General features: G+C 46.4%; 12 protein-coding genes and 1 tRNA gene. 8 read left to right on the plus strand and 5 right to left on the minus strand.

Going from position 1 to position 16,771, the window contains the following annotated elements; genetic code table 11:
- Positions 1 to 3: 3 nt before the first annotated feature.
- On the minus strand, positions 4 to 795 hold the full coding sequence (locus JNN12_13815; protein MBL7979412.1) for a M48 family metalloprotease: 792 nt from the start codon (positions 793 to 795) through the stop codon (positions 4 to 6).
- A 275-nt stretch (positions 796 to 1,070) separates the two neighbouring features.
- Between JNN12_13815 and JNN12_13820 the strand changes: the two genes are divergently transcribed.
- The 5 genes from JNN12_13820 (at position 1,071) to JNN12_13840 (ending at position 6,846) form a co-directional block, all read left to right on the plus strand.
- A complete protein-coding gene (locus JNN12_13820; protein ID MBL7979413.1) occupies positions 1,071 to 2,045 on the plus strand; it encodes a hypothetical protein in 975 nt (324 codons plus the stop codon).
- Positions 2,046 to 2,108: 63 nt separating this feature from the next.
- A complete protein-coding gene (locus JNN12_13825; protein ID MBL7979414.1) occupies positions 2,109 to 3,470 on the plus strand; it encodes a hypothetical protein in 1,362 nt (453 codons plus the stop codon).
- Positions 3,471 to 3,617: 147 nt separating this feature from the next.
- The gene (locus JNN12_13830) at positions 3,618 to 4,475 is read left to right on the plus strand and encodes a hypothetical protein (protein ID MBL7979415.1); all 858 of its coding nucleotides are present in this window, start codon (positions 3,618 to 3,620) and stop codon (positions 4,473 to 4,475) included.
- Between the two features lie 156 nt (positions 4,476 to 4,631).
- Positions 4,632 to 5,591, plus strand: coding sequence for a hypothetical protein (locus JNN12_13835; GenBank protein ID MBL7979416.1), 960 nt, complete (start codon positions 4,632 to 4,634; stop codon positions 5,589 to 5,591).
- 76 nt (positions 5,592 to 5,667) lie between these two features.
- Positions 5,668 to 6,846 (plus strand): ATP-grasp domain-containing protein, encoded by a 1,179-nt coding sequence (locus tag JNN12_13840; GenBank protein ID MBL7979417.1) that lies wholly within the window; start codon positions 5,668 to 5,670, stop codon positions 6,844 to 6,846.
- A gap of 64 nt (positions 6,847 to 6,910) precedes the next feature.
- Here the strand turns inward: JNN12_13840 and JNN12_13845 are convergent, their stop codons facing one another.
- From JNN12_13845 to JNN12_13855, 3 genes are read right to left on the minus strand one after another with little or no spacing between them, the layout of a single operon-like run.
- Positions 6,911 to 7,888 (minus strand): isoaspartyl peptidase/L-asparaginase, encoded by a 978-nt coding sequence (locus tag JNN12_13845; protein MBL7979418.1) that lies wholly within the window; start codon positions 7,886 to 7,888, stop codon positions 6,911 to 6,913.
- A 7-nt stretch (positions 7,889 to 7,895) separates the two neighbouring features.
- Entirely contained in the window at positions 7,896 to 8,264 is a 369-nt protein-coding gene (locus tag JNN12_13850) for a YraN family protein (protein ID MBL7979419.1), read from the minus strand.
- A gap of 4 nt (positions 8,265 to 8,268) precedes the next feature.
- The gene (locus JNN12_13855) at positions 8,269 to 9,825 is read right to left on the minus strand and encodes a PAS domain-containing protein (protein MBL7979420.1); all 1,557 of its coding nucleotides are present in this window, start codon (positions 9,823 to 9,825) and stop codon (positions 8,269 to 8,271) included.
- 52 nt (positions 9,826 to 9,877) lie between these two features.
- Between JNN12_13855 and JNN12_13860 the strand changes: the two genes are divergently transcribed.
- Positions 9,878 to 10,774 carry a DNA-processing protein DprA gene (locus tag JNN12_13860; protein MBL7979421.1) on the plus strand — a complete coding sequence of 299 codons (897 nt, stop codon included), beginning with the start codon at positions 9,878 to 9,880 and terminating at the stop codon, positions 10,772 to 10,774.
- Between the two features lie 64 nt (positions 10,775 to 10,838).
- Here JNN12_13860 and JNN12_13865 read toward each other — a convergent pair whose 3' ends face one another.
- Positions 10,839 to 12,995, minus strand: a complete 2,157-nt coding sequence (locus JNN12_13865) for a S46 family peptidase (GenBank protein MBL7979422.1) — start codon at positions 12,993 to 12,995, stop codon at positions 10,839 to 10,841.
- Positions 12,996 to 13,214: 219 nt separating this feature from the next.
- Here JNN12_13865 and JNN12_13870 point away from each other — a divergent pair.
- Together JNN12_13870 and JNN12_13875 are read left to right on the plus strand one after the other, a co-directional pair.
- Positions 13,215 to 13,296 (plus strand) — tRNA-Leu (locus tag JNN12_13870).
- Positions 13,297 to 13,354: 58 nt separating this feature from the next.
- Positions 13,355 to 16,429: a T9SS type A sorting domain-containing protein gene (locus JNN12_13875; protein ID MBL7979423.1), complete on the plus strand. Its 3,075-nt coding sequence runs from the start codon at positions 13,355 to 13,357 to the stop codon at positions 16,427 to 16,429.
- The last annotated feature ends 342 nt before the right edge of the window (positions 16,430 to 16,771 follow it).

Genomic DNA, 16,771 nt, shown 5'->3' on the forward strand with positions numbered 1-16,771 from the left:
TTATCAAGGTTGAAGATTTGCGGGAACACCATTGGGAAATTTTTTTCGGATTTCCTCCTGAATCCGCACAACCCGATTATCCGGATCTGGATGTGTAGATGCAAATTCAGGTTGACGATTTGGTCCGGCAGCAGCTTTTAGAATTTCCATGACACTGGCCATTGAATTGGGGTTATAGCCTGCATCCGCCATAAACCGCACCCCTAATTTATCCGACTCCAGTTCATCATTACGGCCATATTTCATATTGACCATCATGGCCACCTGCTGTGCAATTTGGTCGGCCCCAGCACTACCCGACGCCACCGAAACCGCTCCCAATAATCCCCCAGTTAGGTCTTCTTTCGCCATTTGTTGTGCACCATGCCTTGCAATAACATGGGCAATTTCATGACCAAGCACGCCTGCCAGCTGTCCTTCGGTTTGAAGGCGACTCAAAAGGGCATAGGTAATAAACACCTGCCCCCCTGGTAATGCAAAGGCATTGATGGTTTGGGGGTCTGCAAGCAATGTGAACTCAAAGTTCCAATCGGTTTTTCTGGCTTCGGAACGTTCCAAAAGCCTTTTCCCAACATGCTCCACCAACTGCCGGAGACGTGCATCGGGGTGGACACCACCATATTCCTGTACCAAACTGGGCTTTGCCTGTAATCCTAAGGCAATTTCCTGATCTGGCGTGATACTAACATGCTGTTTTTCCCCTGTTACAGGGTTGTAGCTACTCGATCCAAAATAAGAGATCAAAGCAAAAACGGCCATTACAAGTCCAATGAATAGGCGTGAATTGTTTTTCATAACAAGCAATAAATGAGACAATAACTAGAAGCTACTAAGTATCCTCTCAAAACACAAGCATAATTTTTCCTATTCGTTTTCCTCGATGTATGCTTCTGCCTCGTATATTTTTTCACGCTTTTGGCCAAAATCTTTAAAAAACATCCGGATTAGGGCTTGCAGGGAGACAAAAGAGGTTGTAATATGGAAAATAGGGCAACCTTCACGCGCCCATTGGCATCTACTTCATATATCATCAGATGCAACTTTGAACTACTCACCCTACACACTTGGTCATGGCAAAAAAATCAATTTCCTCTGTTCCAAAAAAAATTGGCATTTTACGTGGAATGGAAACCACCTTTCCGGACGCGTTAATCCCCTATATCAACGAACATTATGGGGACCGTGGCGTGGTTGCCGAGTTTTGTAATTTAGACGCCTTTTCACAGGATGAAGCGCCGGCTTACGACCTAATCCTCGATCGTATTTCCCACGAAGTCCCTTTTTACCGCTCGTATCTAAAGGCAACGGCCATAAAAGGTACCTACGTTATTAATAATCCATTTTGGTGGAGTGCCGACGATAAGTTTATCAATAATTTTGTTGCCCAACAAGTTGGGGTTGCCGTTCCCCGAACAGTCATTCTCCCCCACAACCAACATCCGCCCAATACGCAGACCACCTCTTTCCGCAACCTTAACTATCCATTGGATTGGCAAAAGGTATTTGATTATGTTGGATTTCCAGCCTTTATGAAGCCACACGACGGCGGTGGTTGGCGTGGTGTTACCAAGGTCAACAATCCCGAAGAATTTTTTACTGCATACAATGCGTCTGGCACAGACTGCATGATGTACCAAGAAGGAATTGAATTTACCGAATATTTCCGCTGTTATGGTGTAGGCAGGAAAAAAGTACACATCATGCGGTATAACCCTGGAGCGCCGCATCATTTAAGGTACAAAGATGTACCACAGGAGCCTATTGCACCAGACCTACATGCGCGTTTAGAAAGGGATGTATTGGCGCTGTGTAATGCCTTGGGGTACGACCTTAATACGGTCGAATTTGCGGTTCGGGACGGTATTCCGTATGCGATTGACTTTATGAATCCAGCACCAGATGGTGACTACCACTCGGTCGGTCACGAAAACTTTGAATGGATTGTGACCCATATGGCCGAGTTTATGGCCGAAAAGGTCTTGAGCCACAAGCGTAAGCCTCTTGCGTTTTCCCCTGGAAAAGCCTTAGACAAGAAAGGTTTCTAATTATTGGAAGGGGGCTCCAAGCCCCCGCTTATTTTTTAACCATTTAAAGCGACCACCAGTCCCATGCAACAACGGTTATACGAAGCCATCAACCACTATCACGGGCTTATTTCCGCTGATCTTGCTTCGGCTGAAGCACAACTCACCCTCTTGGCTGATTTGCAACAACAGGAAGAAACCCTGTTCGGAGACCGTCCCCTCACCACCACTTTACGCCCTGCCTTCATTACCGAGAGTACTTATACGCGAATGCAGGATGTCATTTATCTCTTCCGGCAGGCCGTAATTAGTATTGCAAGAGCTTTTTTCAATGACGAACACATCCTCAAAAACATTTTGTGCATGGAGGATTGGGAAATAGAACTGGCCGCGATTCCAACCAAAATTGCACGTTTTTCAGTGCTTTCGCGCATGGATTCGTTTGTGACCGAGCACGGGTTTAAATTTGTGGAGTTGAATGGAGAAAGCCCTGCTGGGCTGGCGTATAACCATCATTTGCACAAGGTTTACAAAAAACTTCCCATTTTTAGCGCTTTCGAGAAACAATTTCCCGTTCGTTATATATCGCCATTAGAACATACCATTCAAGCGATGTTGCGGGCATACCACGAGGAATTCGACGGTACCGAAGAACGGCCTACGTTCTGTATTGTGGACCACTTAGATGTCCCCACTATTCATGAGTTTAACCTGACCAAAGCTTATCTGGAACGAATGGGCTTTCCTTGCGAGATTGCTCATCCCAAAGATTTAGACATCAAAGATGGTTGGATTTATGCAAATGGCCGTAAAATTGACATTCTTTATCGTCGTTTATTGATGAATGAATATTATGATATCAAAGATGACTGCAAAAATTATCTCGAAGGGTATCGTCAACAAAAAACGTGCTACCTAAACACATTCCGGTCTAAGTTGGTGCATAAAAAATCTATTTTTGAATTCCTCACCGACGAGTCCTACACCCGTGTGCTTACCATCGAACAAGCAGAAGCCATTCGTCAACATATTCCTTGGACCCGTATCCTCAAAGAACGTAAGACCAAATTCCGTGGGCTACCCATAGATTTGGTTCCATTTGTTCGCGCCAATAAGCAATTCTTCGTTATTAAACCCAATGATGAATATGGTGGCAAAGGCGTCACCCTCGGCTTCTCGGCAAGCCAGAGCGAGTGGGACGATGCGATTCATGACGCCATCACAAATGGTCCATATGTCGTACAAGAAGTGGTGGATATTCATCGTGAACCATACCTCATGTTTGTCGAAAAGGAATGGAAGATGGTTCCTGTGGTTGTGGACTTGGATCCCTATGTGAACGGCCCACTCATGGGAGGGTGCCTAACCCGTATTTCATCTTCAAATTTAGCGAATGTCACCGCTGGTGCAGGGTCGCTGCCCACCTTTATCCTACGGTATAGTTAAAATGGAAACCCTTTTTATGGGATCCAAATTAACATCCGATTGATTCGTGGAGAATTAAGGGCGTACGGCTTGCCTGTATGCCCTGCTTTTATGTAGGTTTATTGGATTGGCCCGCCCCGAATCCTCCTTGCATTTAAACAAAACGATATGGAGTCCCTCAGTACAAAGCCCCTCCGGGTGGCGATACTGGACATGAACAACAATCATCCCAATTTGGGATTGAACTGCATCCGGACGATGGTCAAGCTACAGTCCGGTGAAATAGAAAATGTTCTATTGGATTATGACATTTTTGATGTTCGTGCCCGTAACGAAGTACCGGATCTTTCTTATGACATTTATATCTCGTCCGGCGGTCCCGGAAGTCCTTATGACGGAGAAGGAACCGACTGGGAGGAAAAATATTTTGAATGGATACGAGATGTATGGGCCTACAATTTAGACCATGAGCCAGAAGCCCGGAAGCATGTCTTTTTTATTTGTCATTCCTTCCAAATGGCCGTTCGGTTTTTCAAACTGGCGAAAGTTGTCCCACGAAAAGGAGAGTCATTTGGTATTTTCTCCTGTTCGCTCACCGAGGCCGGAAAAAGGGAAGTCATTTTTGAAGGGCTCGATGACCCTTTCTACATTGCAGACTTCCGGAAATGGCAAGTGATTCAGCCTGATTGGGAACGCCTTGCAGGTTTGGGAGCAGAAATATTGTGCATTGAACAAGAACGTCCACATGTCCCCTTAGAGCGTGCTGTAATGGGCATTCGGATTACCCCCGAAATGATAGGGGTACAATTTCATCCCGAAGCAGACCCGCCTGGCATGGCTTGGCACTTTATTCAACCTGAACGCCAACAGGCCATAAAAGAAAACTTTGGGGAAGCCAAGTACCAACGGATAATGAGCCATTTATACGATCCGAATTATTTACTAAAGACCTATAACAGCGTTTTACCCAACTTCCTCCGGAATGCCATTTTGGCACTTCGGCCCCAAATCTTGCAAGAGGTATGAGGCCTTTGGGGGAAATTGTGTAGCCATTTTGTTTGTATGGGCAAAAAGGAGTGGGCAAAGGTGTTGGCTTTCACCATCAAAGAAACCAACTTACTAAATTATCGAGATACACCAAGTCACCCTTTACGCTTCATAGATACCCTCAATCCTCTGTGTATGACCGAAGAAGAAATACTCACCCGCCACCGACAGCACTTGCACGGCAGCCTAAAAACCATCCGGCTAAAATCCAATGCGCTGCGGGTGTATAAAAATTTTTATGTTTATGAGCCGCCCTATTACGGCCATCCGATGTACCCTCAGGAGACCTCGTTGCTGTATTTATTTAGGGGCCATGAACGTGAATATGTAAACATGTCGGAAGACGGCTCGCGTAAAATGGTTACTACCATTGAGCTGTTGGATCAGTTGATTGTAGCGGGTATCCTTCCGCCTGTCATTGCCATTCTACCAGGCCTCAATAGCAATAACAATCATGTCCCTTCTTTGGGAATTGATATGGCAGGGAAATGGGAACGAGGATTAAAAGGGCTGGGAACTGGGAAATTCTGGGAGTATATGACGCAGGAATTGTTTCCCTATGTGGAAACCCGATGGCCTTTGAGCAAAAAAGGGCTTCGCCTTGGTGCTGGGTTTTCACTGGGCGGTTATACGGTGAGCATGATTGCGGCACGTGTGCCCACTTTTTTCCACCATGTCGGGATATACGACGGTACGATGATGTGGCCGGATCAAAACGACCCACGATACCCTGAGCCGGAAGACGGCGTTTGGCGGTCTGCACGCCTATTTGATGCCGCATTGGGTTCCCCAAGAGATGCAAAACTGATGCATCAATGGAATCCTACCGATCTTATTTTGGAGTCTAATGGGGAAAAACTCGAAAAATTACGCAAAATCACCTTCTGGGTAGCCAGTACCCCCTTTGATGGGATGCGCGGGAACCGCGAACGATGTGAGTATTTTTTACAAATGCTCCAAGACAAAAACATCCCGGTCGGCTGGAAATCCGTTCCCTTTGATCCCGCCGCAGAGCATAATTGGTATTGGAACAACTTGTTTGTCATGCGTTTTTTAAAATCCGTTTTTCAGAAAACAGATCCGGCGACCCCTTAAATATTGTTTTTTTGACCCCAATTTTTGCTTAAAACAACCCTATCCTTTTTATTTATCATACCCAACACGCACCTTCATGCACCAAAAAACCATTCTTTGTGTGGCCAGTTATTTTAAGGGCGCACGCTTTATTCAAGCAGCAAAAGCGCAGGGCTGGCGCGTCTTGTTGCTGACCTCACTCTCTATCAAAAACGAACCCTGGCCCTGGGCATCTATTGACGATGTTTTTTATATCGCAGACGACAATCATAAATGGCACATGCCGGATGTGATTAAAGGCGTCAGTCATTTAGCCAGAAGAGAGAAGTTAGACAAAATTGTTCCGCTCGATGATTTAGATGTCGAGAAAGCGGCTGAACTCCGGGAGCACCTTCGTATTCCAGGATTGGGCACAACCCAAACCCGCTTCTTTCGCGACAAGTTGGCCATGCGCGAACGGGCACAAGCCCACCATATTTTGGTTCCACCGTTCATCCATGCCCTACATTATCAAACCGTGACCGATTTTGCAAGCCGTGTTCCAGGTCCGTGGGTTGTGAAACCTCGTTCGGAAGCGGGTTCTATGGGAATTAAAAAGGTTTATACCACCGAGGAATTATGGGCCGTTATCCACAGCCTTGGCGATGAACAATCGAACTTTCTGATTGAGCAATTTATTCCGGGAGACATTTTCCATGTGGATTCTATTTTTGTAAACGGTAAAGCCATTTTTCAATTGGTACACCAATACGAGAACCCACCTTTGGCCGTAACACAAGGCGGTGGGGTTTTCTGTAGTCATAATGTCTTATACAAAAGTGAGGTGGACAAGACCCTGCGCGAATACAACAAGACCATTCAGAAAACAATGGGGCTTAAAAATGGCGTTGCCCATACCGAGTTTATCAGAGCACATGCAGATGGCGAATTTTATTTTTTAGAAACCGCTGCCCGTGTCGGTGGTGCACACATTGCCGATATGATCGAAGCTTCTGCGGGGATTAATCTATGGGAAGAATGGGGGAAGTTGGAATGTTTGCACGAGGATGAGCAATATCAGCTTCCAAAAATCAGAAAAGAATACGGCGGTATCCTGATTACCCTATCTAAAGTAGAACATCCGGATTATAGTGCTTATACCGACCCCGAAATCGTCTGGCGGATGCATGACAACCGTTATCATGCTGGTTTAATTGTCCGTGCAACGGATTTAGAGCGGGTCAAATCCCTATTAAACGGATTTTCTGAGCGGTTCCGAGACGACTTTTGTGCCTAAAATGATATTGCATTTCGGAGAGGCTGGAACACACAAAATCCGGCCTTTTTTTGTGAGAAGCGGCTCAAATAGCGGTCCAAATGGCTCCTTGCTTCTGCCAACCTCCTCTTGCCATTCGTGGGGTTGAATAGGCCCATGCACCGTTTCCGTAGCGATCCAATATAATGATGCCAGCAGTTGCCTCAATCTTTTGCCCCTTCTGATGTTTTTGGAAGAGGTGTCGTAATGCTTGTACTGCGGCTTCGGCAAGAGGTTGTTGGGCGGAAACCTGAAAAGCTATCCGACTACTTAGCTGTACCCCCAAAATACCTTCTCCCCAACCTGTAGCACTACACGCCACCAGTTCGTCAGCAAAAAAGCCTGCTCCTGGGATAGGAGAATCGCCTACCCGACCAGCAAGGGTGAACGGCGCTCCTCCCGTAGAAGTACCAGCTGCCAAGTTGCCAAATGCATCACGAACCACACATCCTACTGTTCCACGAGGCATTGCATTTCCCGAAAAAGCAGTACTGGTATGAAAACTGGTATCGAGGAGCAGTTGTTCATATCTTCTCTGCTCGCGGACTGTGTGAAAATAATCTGGCTTAACCGGATGAAAACCATTGGCGGCTGCGAAACGTTCTGCGCCTTCCGCAACCAAAAACCGATTTTGTCCCCGCCCCTCTTCCATCAGTCGAAAGGCCACTTGGATAGGATGTTGTATGGTTTTGACACCAGCTACGGCTCCGTATGCAGCTGTTTCGCCACACATAATCCCAGCATCTAATTCCACTTCTCCATCTCTATTAAACACAGCCCCAATGCCAGCATCGAAGGCTGGGTGTCGTTCCAGCAAGGTTATGACTTCCCGAACAACCGATGTACATTTTTTGTTTTGCAATAACAGTCTTCTACCACGATCCAAAGCCATCCTCATGCCTTCTTCGTGCATCCTCGTCTCACCGAAAGGAATATCCCAAGCGCCTCCATGCACCAAAATCATGGGTACATTCATTTCGTTGGCCTTAACGACGCCAAAGGGAATGGAAAGTTGTTGATACATACGGGGTTTAATTTGCCCAAAAGGCATCTTCATAGTGCTCAATTTGAACCGCTTGCCCTTTCTGCATGACAATGGAAACAACGTCGAAGCGACATCTCGTCTCTTCCAAACGATGGAGGTGCAGATATAATTCAGCAGCCCGAATCAAACGATCCCGTTTCACGGATCCAATGGCCTCGGCAGGATGGCCAAACTGAACCGTTCTACGGGTCTTAACTTCCACAAAGACCAAAAAAAGGGCATCTGGAGAGCGGCAAACCAAATCCAGTTCTAAATGTCCCACGCGATAATTCCGGTGGAGAATCTGGAATCCTTTTTTATGAAGGAACGCTTCGGCAACTTCCTCGCCCTGGTCACCCGTTTGTTTATTTCCCATACTACTAAGCCAATTCAATGACAGGAGATATTTTATCCAACGCACCCTTTATTTTGGAGCGGTCCGGAAGGGCTTCGTGAAGCGTAAAAAAGAAACTCGCACCTTTTCCCGGTTCCGAAAACGAATCAATTTCCCCGCCATGACGGGTAATAACCCGCTCAACGGTGGCCAACCCCACGCCCGTGCCGGTAAACTGCCTTTCGGTATGGAAACGTTGAAAAGGTTGAAACAATTTGTCGGCAGCACGCCGATCAAAGCCATCTCCATTGTCTTTCACAAAATAGACCATTTTATCTTCTATATGAAAGGTCCCAAAAATGATGAATGGATCCAAGGTCTTGCCAGTATATTTCCACGCATTGCCTATTAGATTCTCCAAAGCGATTTTGATCATACTGGCGTCGCATCTACCCCCGATGGATTCTTGAACATCTAAGTGAACCCAGCGACCTTTGGCAGAAAATTGAATATCCCGATGAATACTTTTCACCATCTCGGATAGATCAATCCAATCTTGCTCCAATTTAGTGCGCGTAACCCGTGAAAGAGCCAGCAAGTCATCAATCAAGGCATTCATACGTTCCGCATTCCGTTTTACTTTTTGCAGATATTCCTGCTGTTTTTCTTCATTAGCCCGCCCTTGCATCAAAATCTCAAGAAACCCATAAATTGCCTGAAGTGGCACCCTTAAATCGTGTGAAACAGAGTAGGCAAATGCTTCTAATTCTTTATTCGAAGCTTCTAATTCAGCAGTACGTGATTGTACACGGGCTTCGAGAAGTTCATTCATGCGCAAAATCTGATTTGCCGCTTCCCTCTTCTCGGTCACATCCATCACAATTCCAGTCATGCGCAACGGATCGCCTTCCGCACTTCTGAAAACCTTAGCAACAGAACGTACCCACCGCACTTTACCATCCGATGCCCGAATGCGGTATTCAAAATCATAGTCCGAACCCCAAACCAGTATATTTTGGATAGATTGGTTTACGGCTTCACGATCTTCTTCGTGGACATAAGAGAGAAACGTTATAAATTTATGCCTTAATCCATAAGAGATACGTCCAGTGACCATGGATGGTTCGGACGAATAGCGTAACTCATCTTTTGGTACATCCCAATCCCAAGCCACCATTCTGGCCGCTTTCAGGGCAAGACGTAGCCGTTCGTCTCCTTCCGACACCGCCCTAATGGCATCTGCCTGACGCAAACTAGTGTGGAGCAAAGAGCGGAGCGGTTGTAACCTAATGCCATCCATAGACAAACACCCAAGTGCCCCTAAGTCATGAACCCGCTGTACCATCCTTTCGTCGTTATAGCGTTGGATTAGCAAAGCGGGAATTCTTTCTTTATCTTTACGTGCAGCATGAAGCAGTTGCAACCCTCCACTTTCATAGCTGAGCAGGTAGAGGTCATATAAGCCTTGTTCCAGTGCATTCAAGGCTTCACGAAAAGAAGAAGTCCAGTCAAGTTTGATTTCTTCAGCGTCAGACGAAGACACCAAATCTTTAAGGAACAGGTAGTTGCCCTCAAGTTGATCGAATAATAGGATCGTTTTCAATGGGATCGGGTGAGGTTTATAATCAAGATGTTTACTAAAATATGAATATACAATGAACGAATCAAGTCTTGAAGATAAAAAGAATCGGCTTTCGTGGATATTATCGTTAGAAGGCTTGGAGGGCATTGGTCGGATAAGCGCCCGAAAAGTAGTGAAGGCTTTTCCTTCGTATTCGGCACTTTTAAACATGCCATACGAACAAGCATATATCCGATTAAAAGGCGTTGCCAATCGAGAAAACCTGATACGCAAACTTAAAGATCGTGCCTTTTTTGAGCCTGAACTTGCGGCGGCTTATGATCGTGTTTCTCGGCTTTTTAACATGCAGGTGGAGCTATTTTCTTGGGATACACCCACTTGGCCAGTAAGACTTGAAATGCTTGAAGGCAGCCCTAAACCTAATATTTTGTATGGATATGGTAATGTGGCTTTGCTAAATCAGCCCCTCATTGGCCTTTTTGGCCGCCCCAATCTTGAATCACATCATTTTGAGCTGGCACAAGATGTTGTTCGCTTTTTGCTTCAAGAAAATCTGGTCCTTATGGCTGGCCTACAGACGGGTTTTGACACTGTAGTACATAAAATTTGCTCAACTTCTGGGCATCCATCGGTTATGTGGGCGAGTAGCGGCCTATCACGTGTCAACAACAACATACGGTCGCAAGCGATGGCATCGGTTCGGCAAGGTGGCCTGATGGTTTCTTCGTTCCCCATGCAACATGGCCCTTATGAACACGACGAATTTGAACGCGCCAAACTGGTTGCTGCCACTGCAAACGTTTGTTTGTTCACCCAACCAGAAGCACATACACCAGAATACCATGCACTAGAATTGGCCGTACAGCTAAAGAAACCAGTATTTGGCATCATGCAACAACAGATTCAAGGAGTACACCCCCTTGCTTCGGTAGATGATTTTCCATGGATCAAAGCAGCCTTAAAAATATAAGGCGGATGTAAGCATAACACCCGCCTTAACTTCAACCAAGAGGCTATGAAGCCTGTATAGTCGTTTATTTCTTTTTATCTTTTTGTGTTTGTTTTACCCCTACACGCATAGAAGCATCGGCAGCGGCTTCGGTATCGAAATATTTTCCGGTACGAAGTTCCTGTGCAATCCGATCTAAATCAAATATCTTATCTAAAGACTCAACCATGGCGCGAGAGTCCACTGATACCGTCCTATTGGAGGTATTCACATAGATAAACTCACCGGGAAGACCTTCTATGTTGCTGTCAAAAGCCAAGCCCACCACTTCTAGGTTTGTATTGACCAACGGGGAACCAGAGTTCCCACCAATGATGTCGTTCGTAGAAACGAAGTTAAATGGTGTAGCCAAATCTAGGTCGGCAGGAAGTTTTTGCCACCTTGCCGGAAGTTTCCATTCGCCTTTGCCATCCATACTATGGTAGCGGTCCATTAATCCGTAAAAGGTGGTATAAGGCGCTGCTGTGGTTCCATTGTATTCATAACTCGATACCACACCGTCGGAAATTCGCAGCGAGAACGTTGCATCTGGTGGGATTGCAGTGCCGTAAATGCCAAATTTGGCGTTTGCAAGTTGGCCAAGTAGCTCACGTTCACGTGCATTGAGTGGGCCTAATTTACCTGTGAAGGCTATAAATGCTTCGCCAAGTGCTCGTCCCAAAACCACAGCAGGGTCGCTGCTTTTTGCCCAGTCTCCACCCATTTCTTCAGCAAATCCGGAGCTTGTGGCCAATTTAGAAGCGGCCAGCATCTTACGAGCAGCCTCGGCAGGAGAAACCCCCGTAGTCATCCCAGCAACTTTCACCAGTGCATGATCTCGGCCAAGCCATTTTTCCATCATTGCAAACCGGATGGTCAGCAATTCTTCTTCCATTTTAGGGTTTTCATCTTTCAAGCCATCCAACGCTGCTTTAAGCTGTGCATTGTTCGTGGTCTTGTACGTAGTGCCTAAGAACGCCCGTTTCATCAGATTAGATTCAAAGGGGAAGCCGTTTGCGACCCCATATAATCCCGCAATGTACGGACCTTGTTCGCGCTTTTGCTGCTGAATGGCCGCAATATCAGAGATAAGAGACCCGTACTTGGCCTTTAGTGCCTCCGAATTGTTAATGGCTGCTAGCATCTGGGCTTCCGCATCCCGCTTACGGTCTAAAAGTACCGGATCCCGCATACCAGCGAGGCGACCATTAAGGGCTTTCCAACTGTTAGAGTATCCAAAATATTCGTCCATTTTTTCTTCGTCATTTGGATCCCAATATTTTTTCAATACGGCTAGACCGTCTTTGAAGAGACCTACTTGCGCAGGCATGGCAATATCGCGGCGGTATTCTAAGATGGAAACCGTTTGTAAGCGATTCGTGGTTCCCGGATTACCCAGCGTAAAGACCGCGTCTCCGGCTTTGGTCCCATTTTTCGAGAAGGGGAAATGATTGGGTGTTGCTAAAGGCTTACCATCTTTTCCATAGGCCCGGAAAAAGGCCATGTCTAAGTTGAACCGTGGGAACGTGAAGTTATCAGCATCTCCTCCAAAATAAGCGATGTCCAATTCTGGCGCCATCACCAGACGAATATCATCATATTTTTGAAATGTATAAGCGGTGTATTTTGCACCACTATACATACGAATTACCTGAACACGACGCCCTTCTCCCGCACTTGCGCTAAGGTCTTTTTCCAATTGCAAGGCTGCTTGTGATTTTGCCTGATCTCGGGCGGCGTCATTGGCTGCACTAGAACCGGCAGCATTAACTCGGTCGGTAACGTCCTTAATTTCAATTAGTTGTTCAACAAACAGGTCAGGCACTTTCACCTCTTCTTTACCCATTTTTGCTACAAATCCTTTTTCAACCATACCAGACCCCCCACTAACCTTAACGAGGCTCTCGCGGGCGCAGTGATGATTGGTCATTACGAGGCCATTAGGCGAAACAAACGAAGCGGAACAATAAGTAGCGAAACGTAGCGCCCCAAGCCTTGCCTTTTCGAACCAAGCGGCGTCGGGATTAAATCCATAGGTATCCCGAAAATAAGTAAGTGGCGGGTTATCGAAAGTCCACATTTTTCCACCATCCAACATGCCTGCCTTGTTGCTATCGGCATATGGACTTTGGGCTTGTAGTATTCCCGTAAAGCCAAGTAGGGCCACAAGAACGATGAAGAACTTTTTTACATTGGTTTCCATATACGTTTTGATTGGTTAAAGAAACGGTTTACCAAAGGTAAGACAACAAACAGAAAGCGCTTTTAGGTTTTAAGCGAATTGTATATGCAACGACGAAGGAGGCAATCCGTTTCTGTTCCGACAAAACTCCATACTGTTTAGAAATGCTGAAAACCATCTTTTGCGCCAATGATCATTTGGAAAAAAACGCCTTGTGTTCCTATATTGTTTATGAGAGTAGCGGGTATGGCGGAATTGGTATACGCGCCAGACTTAGGATCTGGTGGGGAGACCCGTGGGGGTTCGAGTCCCTCTACCCGCACAAAAAATCAGGGGTGAAATTCCCCTTCTTTTTTCAAACAAAATGTAAGCGCTTTCATATGTATAGATTATCGTCCCTGCTTCTATTTATGCTGTCGCCCTACTTCCTATGGGGCCAAAACAGTCCAGAGGAAGCCGTTCAAACAACTTCAAACCCACCCATTTATATTGCCTTCTTATGGCATATGCACCAGCCGATTTATTGGCCGGGAGAAACCGTGAGACAGACAGACGCGGCGAACAGATACAGCTACCGTGTAGAAGATATCCATAATCAGCGGACAGGACCTTATACTTGGTGGCCAAAAAATGCCATACAGAAGGCCGCAGATGCCGGGCTGGCAAATTGCGGCGCTTCAGTCAGTTTTTCGGGTTCGCTCATAGAGAATTTAAACGGACTGGAGGCCGCAGGAAATGGTAATTTTGCGAATTGGAAAACACCATACCGAGATGGGGTTCAACTCAAGACCGCAAGAGGTAACTCACGATTAGATATGATTGGCTTTGGATATTATCACCCCCTTATGGGTCTAATCGAATATGAAGATATCCGGCGTCAAATACAATTACACAAAAACATCTCTGTCTCTGCCTTTGGTGGCACTTATTCTAAAGGGATTTTCCCACCGGAGAATGCCTTCTCAAAGCGCATGATTCCTGCATTGGTGGACGAGGGCATTCAATGGGCATTGGTGGATAATGTGCACTTTGACCGTGCAGCTATAGGTTACCCTTGGACGAAAAATGGGAACCTATACGAAGTGAATAAAGCCGACCAAGTAAATGCCGATCCAGGAGACTGGGCCCAATTGAATGGCCTTTGGGCTCCCACCAAAATTTCTGCGGCTTGGGGGCATCGCCCACATTTCGCCGAGTATGTCAACCCGGCAACCGGCCAGAGTACACGGCTCATTGTGGTGCCAACCAGCCGTTATTTGGGTAACGAAGATGGTCGTGGTGGGTTTGGTGCATTGAACTATGACCTTGTGATGAGCCAGTTGGCCCCCTATAATACCGACCCAAACCACCCCATCTTGGTGGTTTTGCACCATGATGGCGATAACTATGGGGGCGGATCGGAAGGATATTATGGTGGTAATTTCCAATCATTTGTGGACTGGGCCAAGGCCAATCCGGGACGCTTTCAATGCACAACTATTCAGGATTATTTAGAGCAATTCCCCCCAAGTCCTACCGACGTGATCCATGTGGAAGATGGAAGTTGGAGTGGTGCCGATAATGGTGATCCGGAGTTTAAAAAGTGGAATGCCGATTGGGACGGCACGGGGTATAGCCACGACCGGAATTCATGGGCTGTTATCACAGCAGCCAAAAACGTACTCGAAACCGCCCAGCAGGTTAATAACAACCACCCCAATCTGAATGAAGCTTGGCGGCATATGATGACCGCTCAAGCATCTGATTATTGGTATTGGGATGGAACCGAAATCTGGGACTCGGCTCCTACTCGTGGAACGAACTTGGCCATTCAACTTGCAGACCCCGTCGCAAAAAGCGGAACAGATGCTACCCCACCTACAGTCTGGATTCCTCAGCGAGAAGCCTACAATCCGGGCGGTAGAGAATGGGAAAAGACCCAAGCCAGTAATCCCGAAATCTGGACGTTTGCTTATGACATGAGCGGCATTTCGTCGGTAAAATTATATTATCGAACTGACAAAGATGGAACAAACAGCCTTGCCAGCAAACATAATGAAACCTATGCCGGAGGTGCAGAGGTGAACGAATGGCAGATATTGGATATGGGTGTTGTGAGTATGCCTAATGCCCAGACCAATCCCTTGCCTACCTTACGTGCGAGTCGGTATAGTGCAACCATTACAGGTCTTACCGATGTTTTGATTGATTATTATGTAGAAGCCACCGATACCAAAGGCTTTGTCAAGAAAACCGATATCCAGCATGTATGGATCGGAGCAAGTTCTGGCGGTGGTGATACGGGGAGTAGCTCTGTCTCTTGGTCGCCGCAAAACCCTACCAAAGACGATGTAATCACCATTACGGTTACCAATGCCACCCAAGGAGCAAAATTGCACTGGGGGGTAAACCCCGTCGGTTCTACGTGGCAAACACCCCATAGCGCCTATCAACCTACAGCATCGTTGCTCTTTGGTGGCACAGGACCAGCGGTACAAACACCCTTTATTGGCCCAGATGCCGAGAAGAAGCTTACCCTAACTATCGGGCCATTTAATAATTCGGCTCAAGTGGTGGAGCGTTTGGCGTTTGTTCTTAATTACAATGACAATACGTGGAACAACAATGGTGGCCAGGACTTCACGATCACGATTTCCGGAAATAGCGGTACACCTCCCCCAATGGTTACTTATACCATGGACGGAACAAAAGACGCCGTAGCGACGCAAATTGCCTCGAACGGCGGCTTAGATCTACACGCACATTGGAATGGCGCGACCCTGTATGTGGCATCCACAAAGGCCGCAACAGCGGGTGGAGATGTGTTTATTTTTGTTGCAGATAGCCCCGGTGCTATGAAGGCAAGCCCTTGGGGTAAAAGCGGTCAAGTGGCTACTTGGTCACGTTTTTTGGCAAACGAGCAAGACAATAATTGGGCAGGCTGGTTTGATGGTGCAGGGAACACCAAGACTGGGGCTTCACTAAAACAATCATCAGGGACCATTTTGGAAGGCAGCATAGACATTGCGTCAGAGCTTGGTAGTATCCCTTCGAAGATTTATCTGGCAGTTACAAAATTTGGAACTGCCAATGCAGGGACGCTTTCTGCTCAAGCACCTGCAGGAAATGGTGACGGAAACGTAGATGCATCCGAATGGGTGGAGTTTATTCTTGCTACGCCAACCCATCAAGGGAATGAGACATCGCTTCCTACGGCCTTTTTCTTGGAGCCCAACTATCCTAATCCATTTAATCCAACGACTACCATTGCTTATAGCCTCCAAAAAGCTGGTGAAGTCACGCTGTCGGTTTATGATGTTACGGGCCGGATAGTACGTACCCTTTCGAAAGGTTTTCAAACAGCCGGACGATACCAAGCCAGATTGGATGCTTCGGATCTTTCGAGCGGTGTGTACTTTGTCCGCCTGAGCATGGAGGGTATCTCTCAAACCAGAAGCATTGTTCTGACCAAATAGCGGCCACTTATGGAAGGTAGAAAACCTTTTATTTCAGGACTTCCTTCCACATGGCCTGTTAGATTGCCTAAATGGATGCAGAAAGAAAGCAACCTCTTGTACATATTTTTTTAATAGGCCTGTCATATCTGTCGCTATTTACCCACGTATTTTAGTCACAAATAAACGCATTGTAAAACCGAACAATGCGTTTATCTTTTTTACGATTTTCTTTTATTGTGATTAAATCAGAACGGTATGGTTATTTATTGTCTTTTCAAAAGGGTAAAAGCAGCTATCACCGTTATCACAAACCATATACAATTAATACATTCCATTTTCCCATGTATCTGTCTCAAGATC

This window comes from Bacteroidetes Order II. bacterium (genome assembly GCA_016788705.1).
Taxonomy (GTDB): Bacteria; Bacteroidota; Rhodothermia; order Rhodothermales; family UBA2364; genus UBA2364.

What these genes read in the sequence shown, in the direction of transcription:
- JNN12_13815 (MBL7979412.1), bottom strand. Translation starts at nt 795, where the DNA reads ATGAAAAACAATTCACGCCTATTCATTGGACTTGTAATGGCCGTTTTT.
- JNN12_13820 (MBL7979413.1), top strand. Translation starts at nt 1,071, where the DNA reads ATGGCAAAAAAATCAATTTCCTCTGTTCCAAAAAAAATTGGCATTTTA.
- JNN12_13825 (MBL7979414.1), top strand. Translation starts at nt 2,109, where the DNA reads ATGCAACAACGGTTATACGAAGCCATCAACCACTATCACGGGCTTATT.
- JNN12_13830 (MBL7979415.1), top strand. Translation starts at nt 3,618, where the DNA reads ATGGAGTCCCTCAGTACAAAGCCCCTCCGGGTGGCGATACTGGACATG.
- JNN12_13835 (MBL7979416.1), top strand. Translation starts at nt 4,632, where the DNA reads ATGACCGAAGAAGAAATACTCACCCGCCACCGACAGCACTTGCACGGC.
- JNN12_13840 (MBL7979417.1), top strand. Translation starts at nt 5,668, where the DNA reads ATGCACCAAAAAACCATTCTTTGTGTGGCCAGTTATTTTAAGGGCGCA.
- JNN12_13845 (MBL7979418.1), bottom strand. Translation starts at nt 7,888, where the DNA reads ATGTATCAACAACTTTCCATTCCCTTTGGCGTCGTTAAGGCCAACGAA.
- JNN12_13850 (MBL7979419.1), bottom strand. Translation starts at nt 8,264, where the DNA reads ATGGGAAATAAACAAACGGGTGACCAGGGCGAGGAAGTTGCCGAAGCG.
- JNN12_13860 (MBL7979421.1), top strand. Translation starts at nt 9,878, where the DNA reads ATGAACGAATCAAGTCTTGAAGATAAAAAGAATCGGCTTTCGTGGATA.
- JNN12_13865 (MBL7979422.1), bottom strand. Translation starts at nt 12,995, where the DNA reads ATGGAAACCAATGTAAAAAAGTTCTTCATCGTTCTTGTGGCCCTACTT.
- JNN12_13875 (MBL7979423.1), top strand. Translation starts at nt 13,355, where the DNA reads ATGTATAGATTATCGTCCCTGCTTCTATTTATGCTGTCGCCCTACTTC.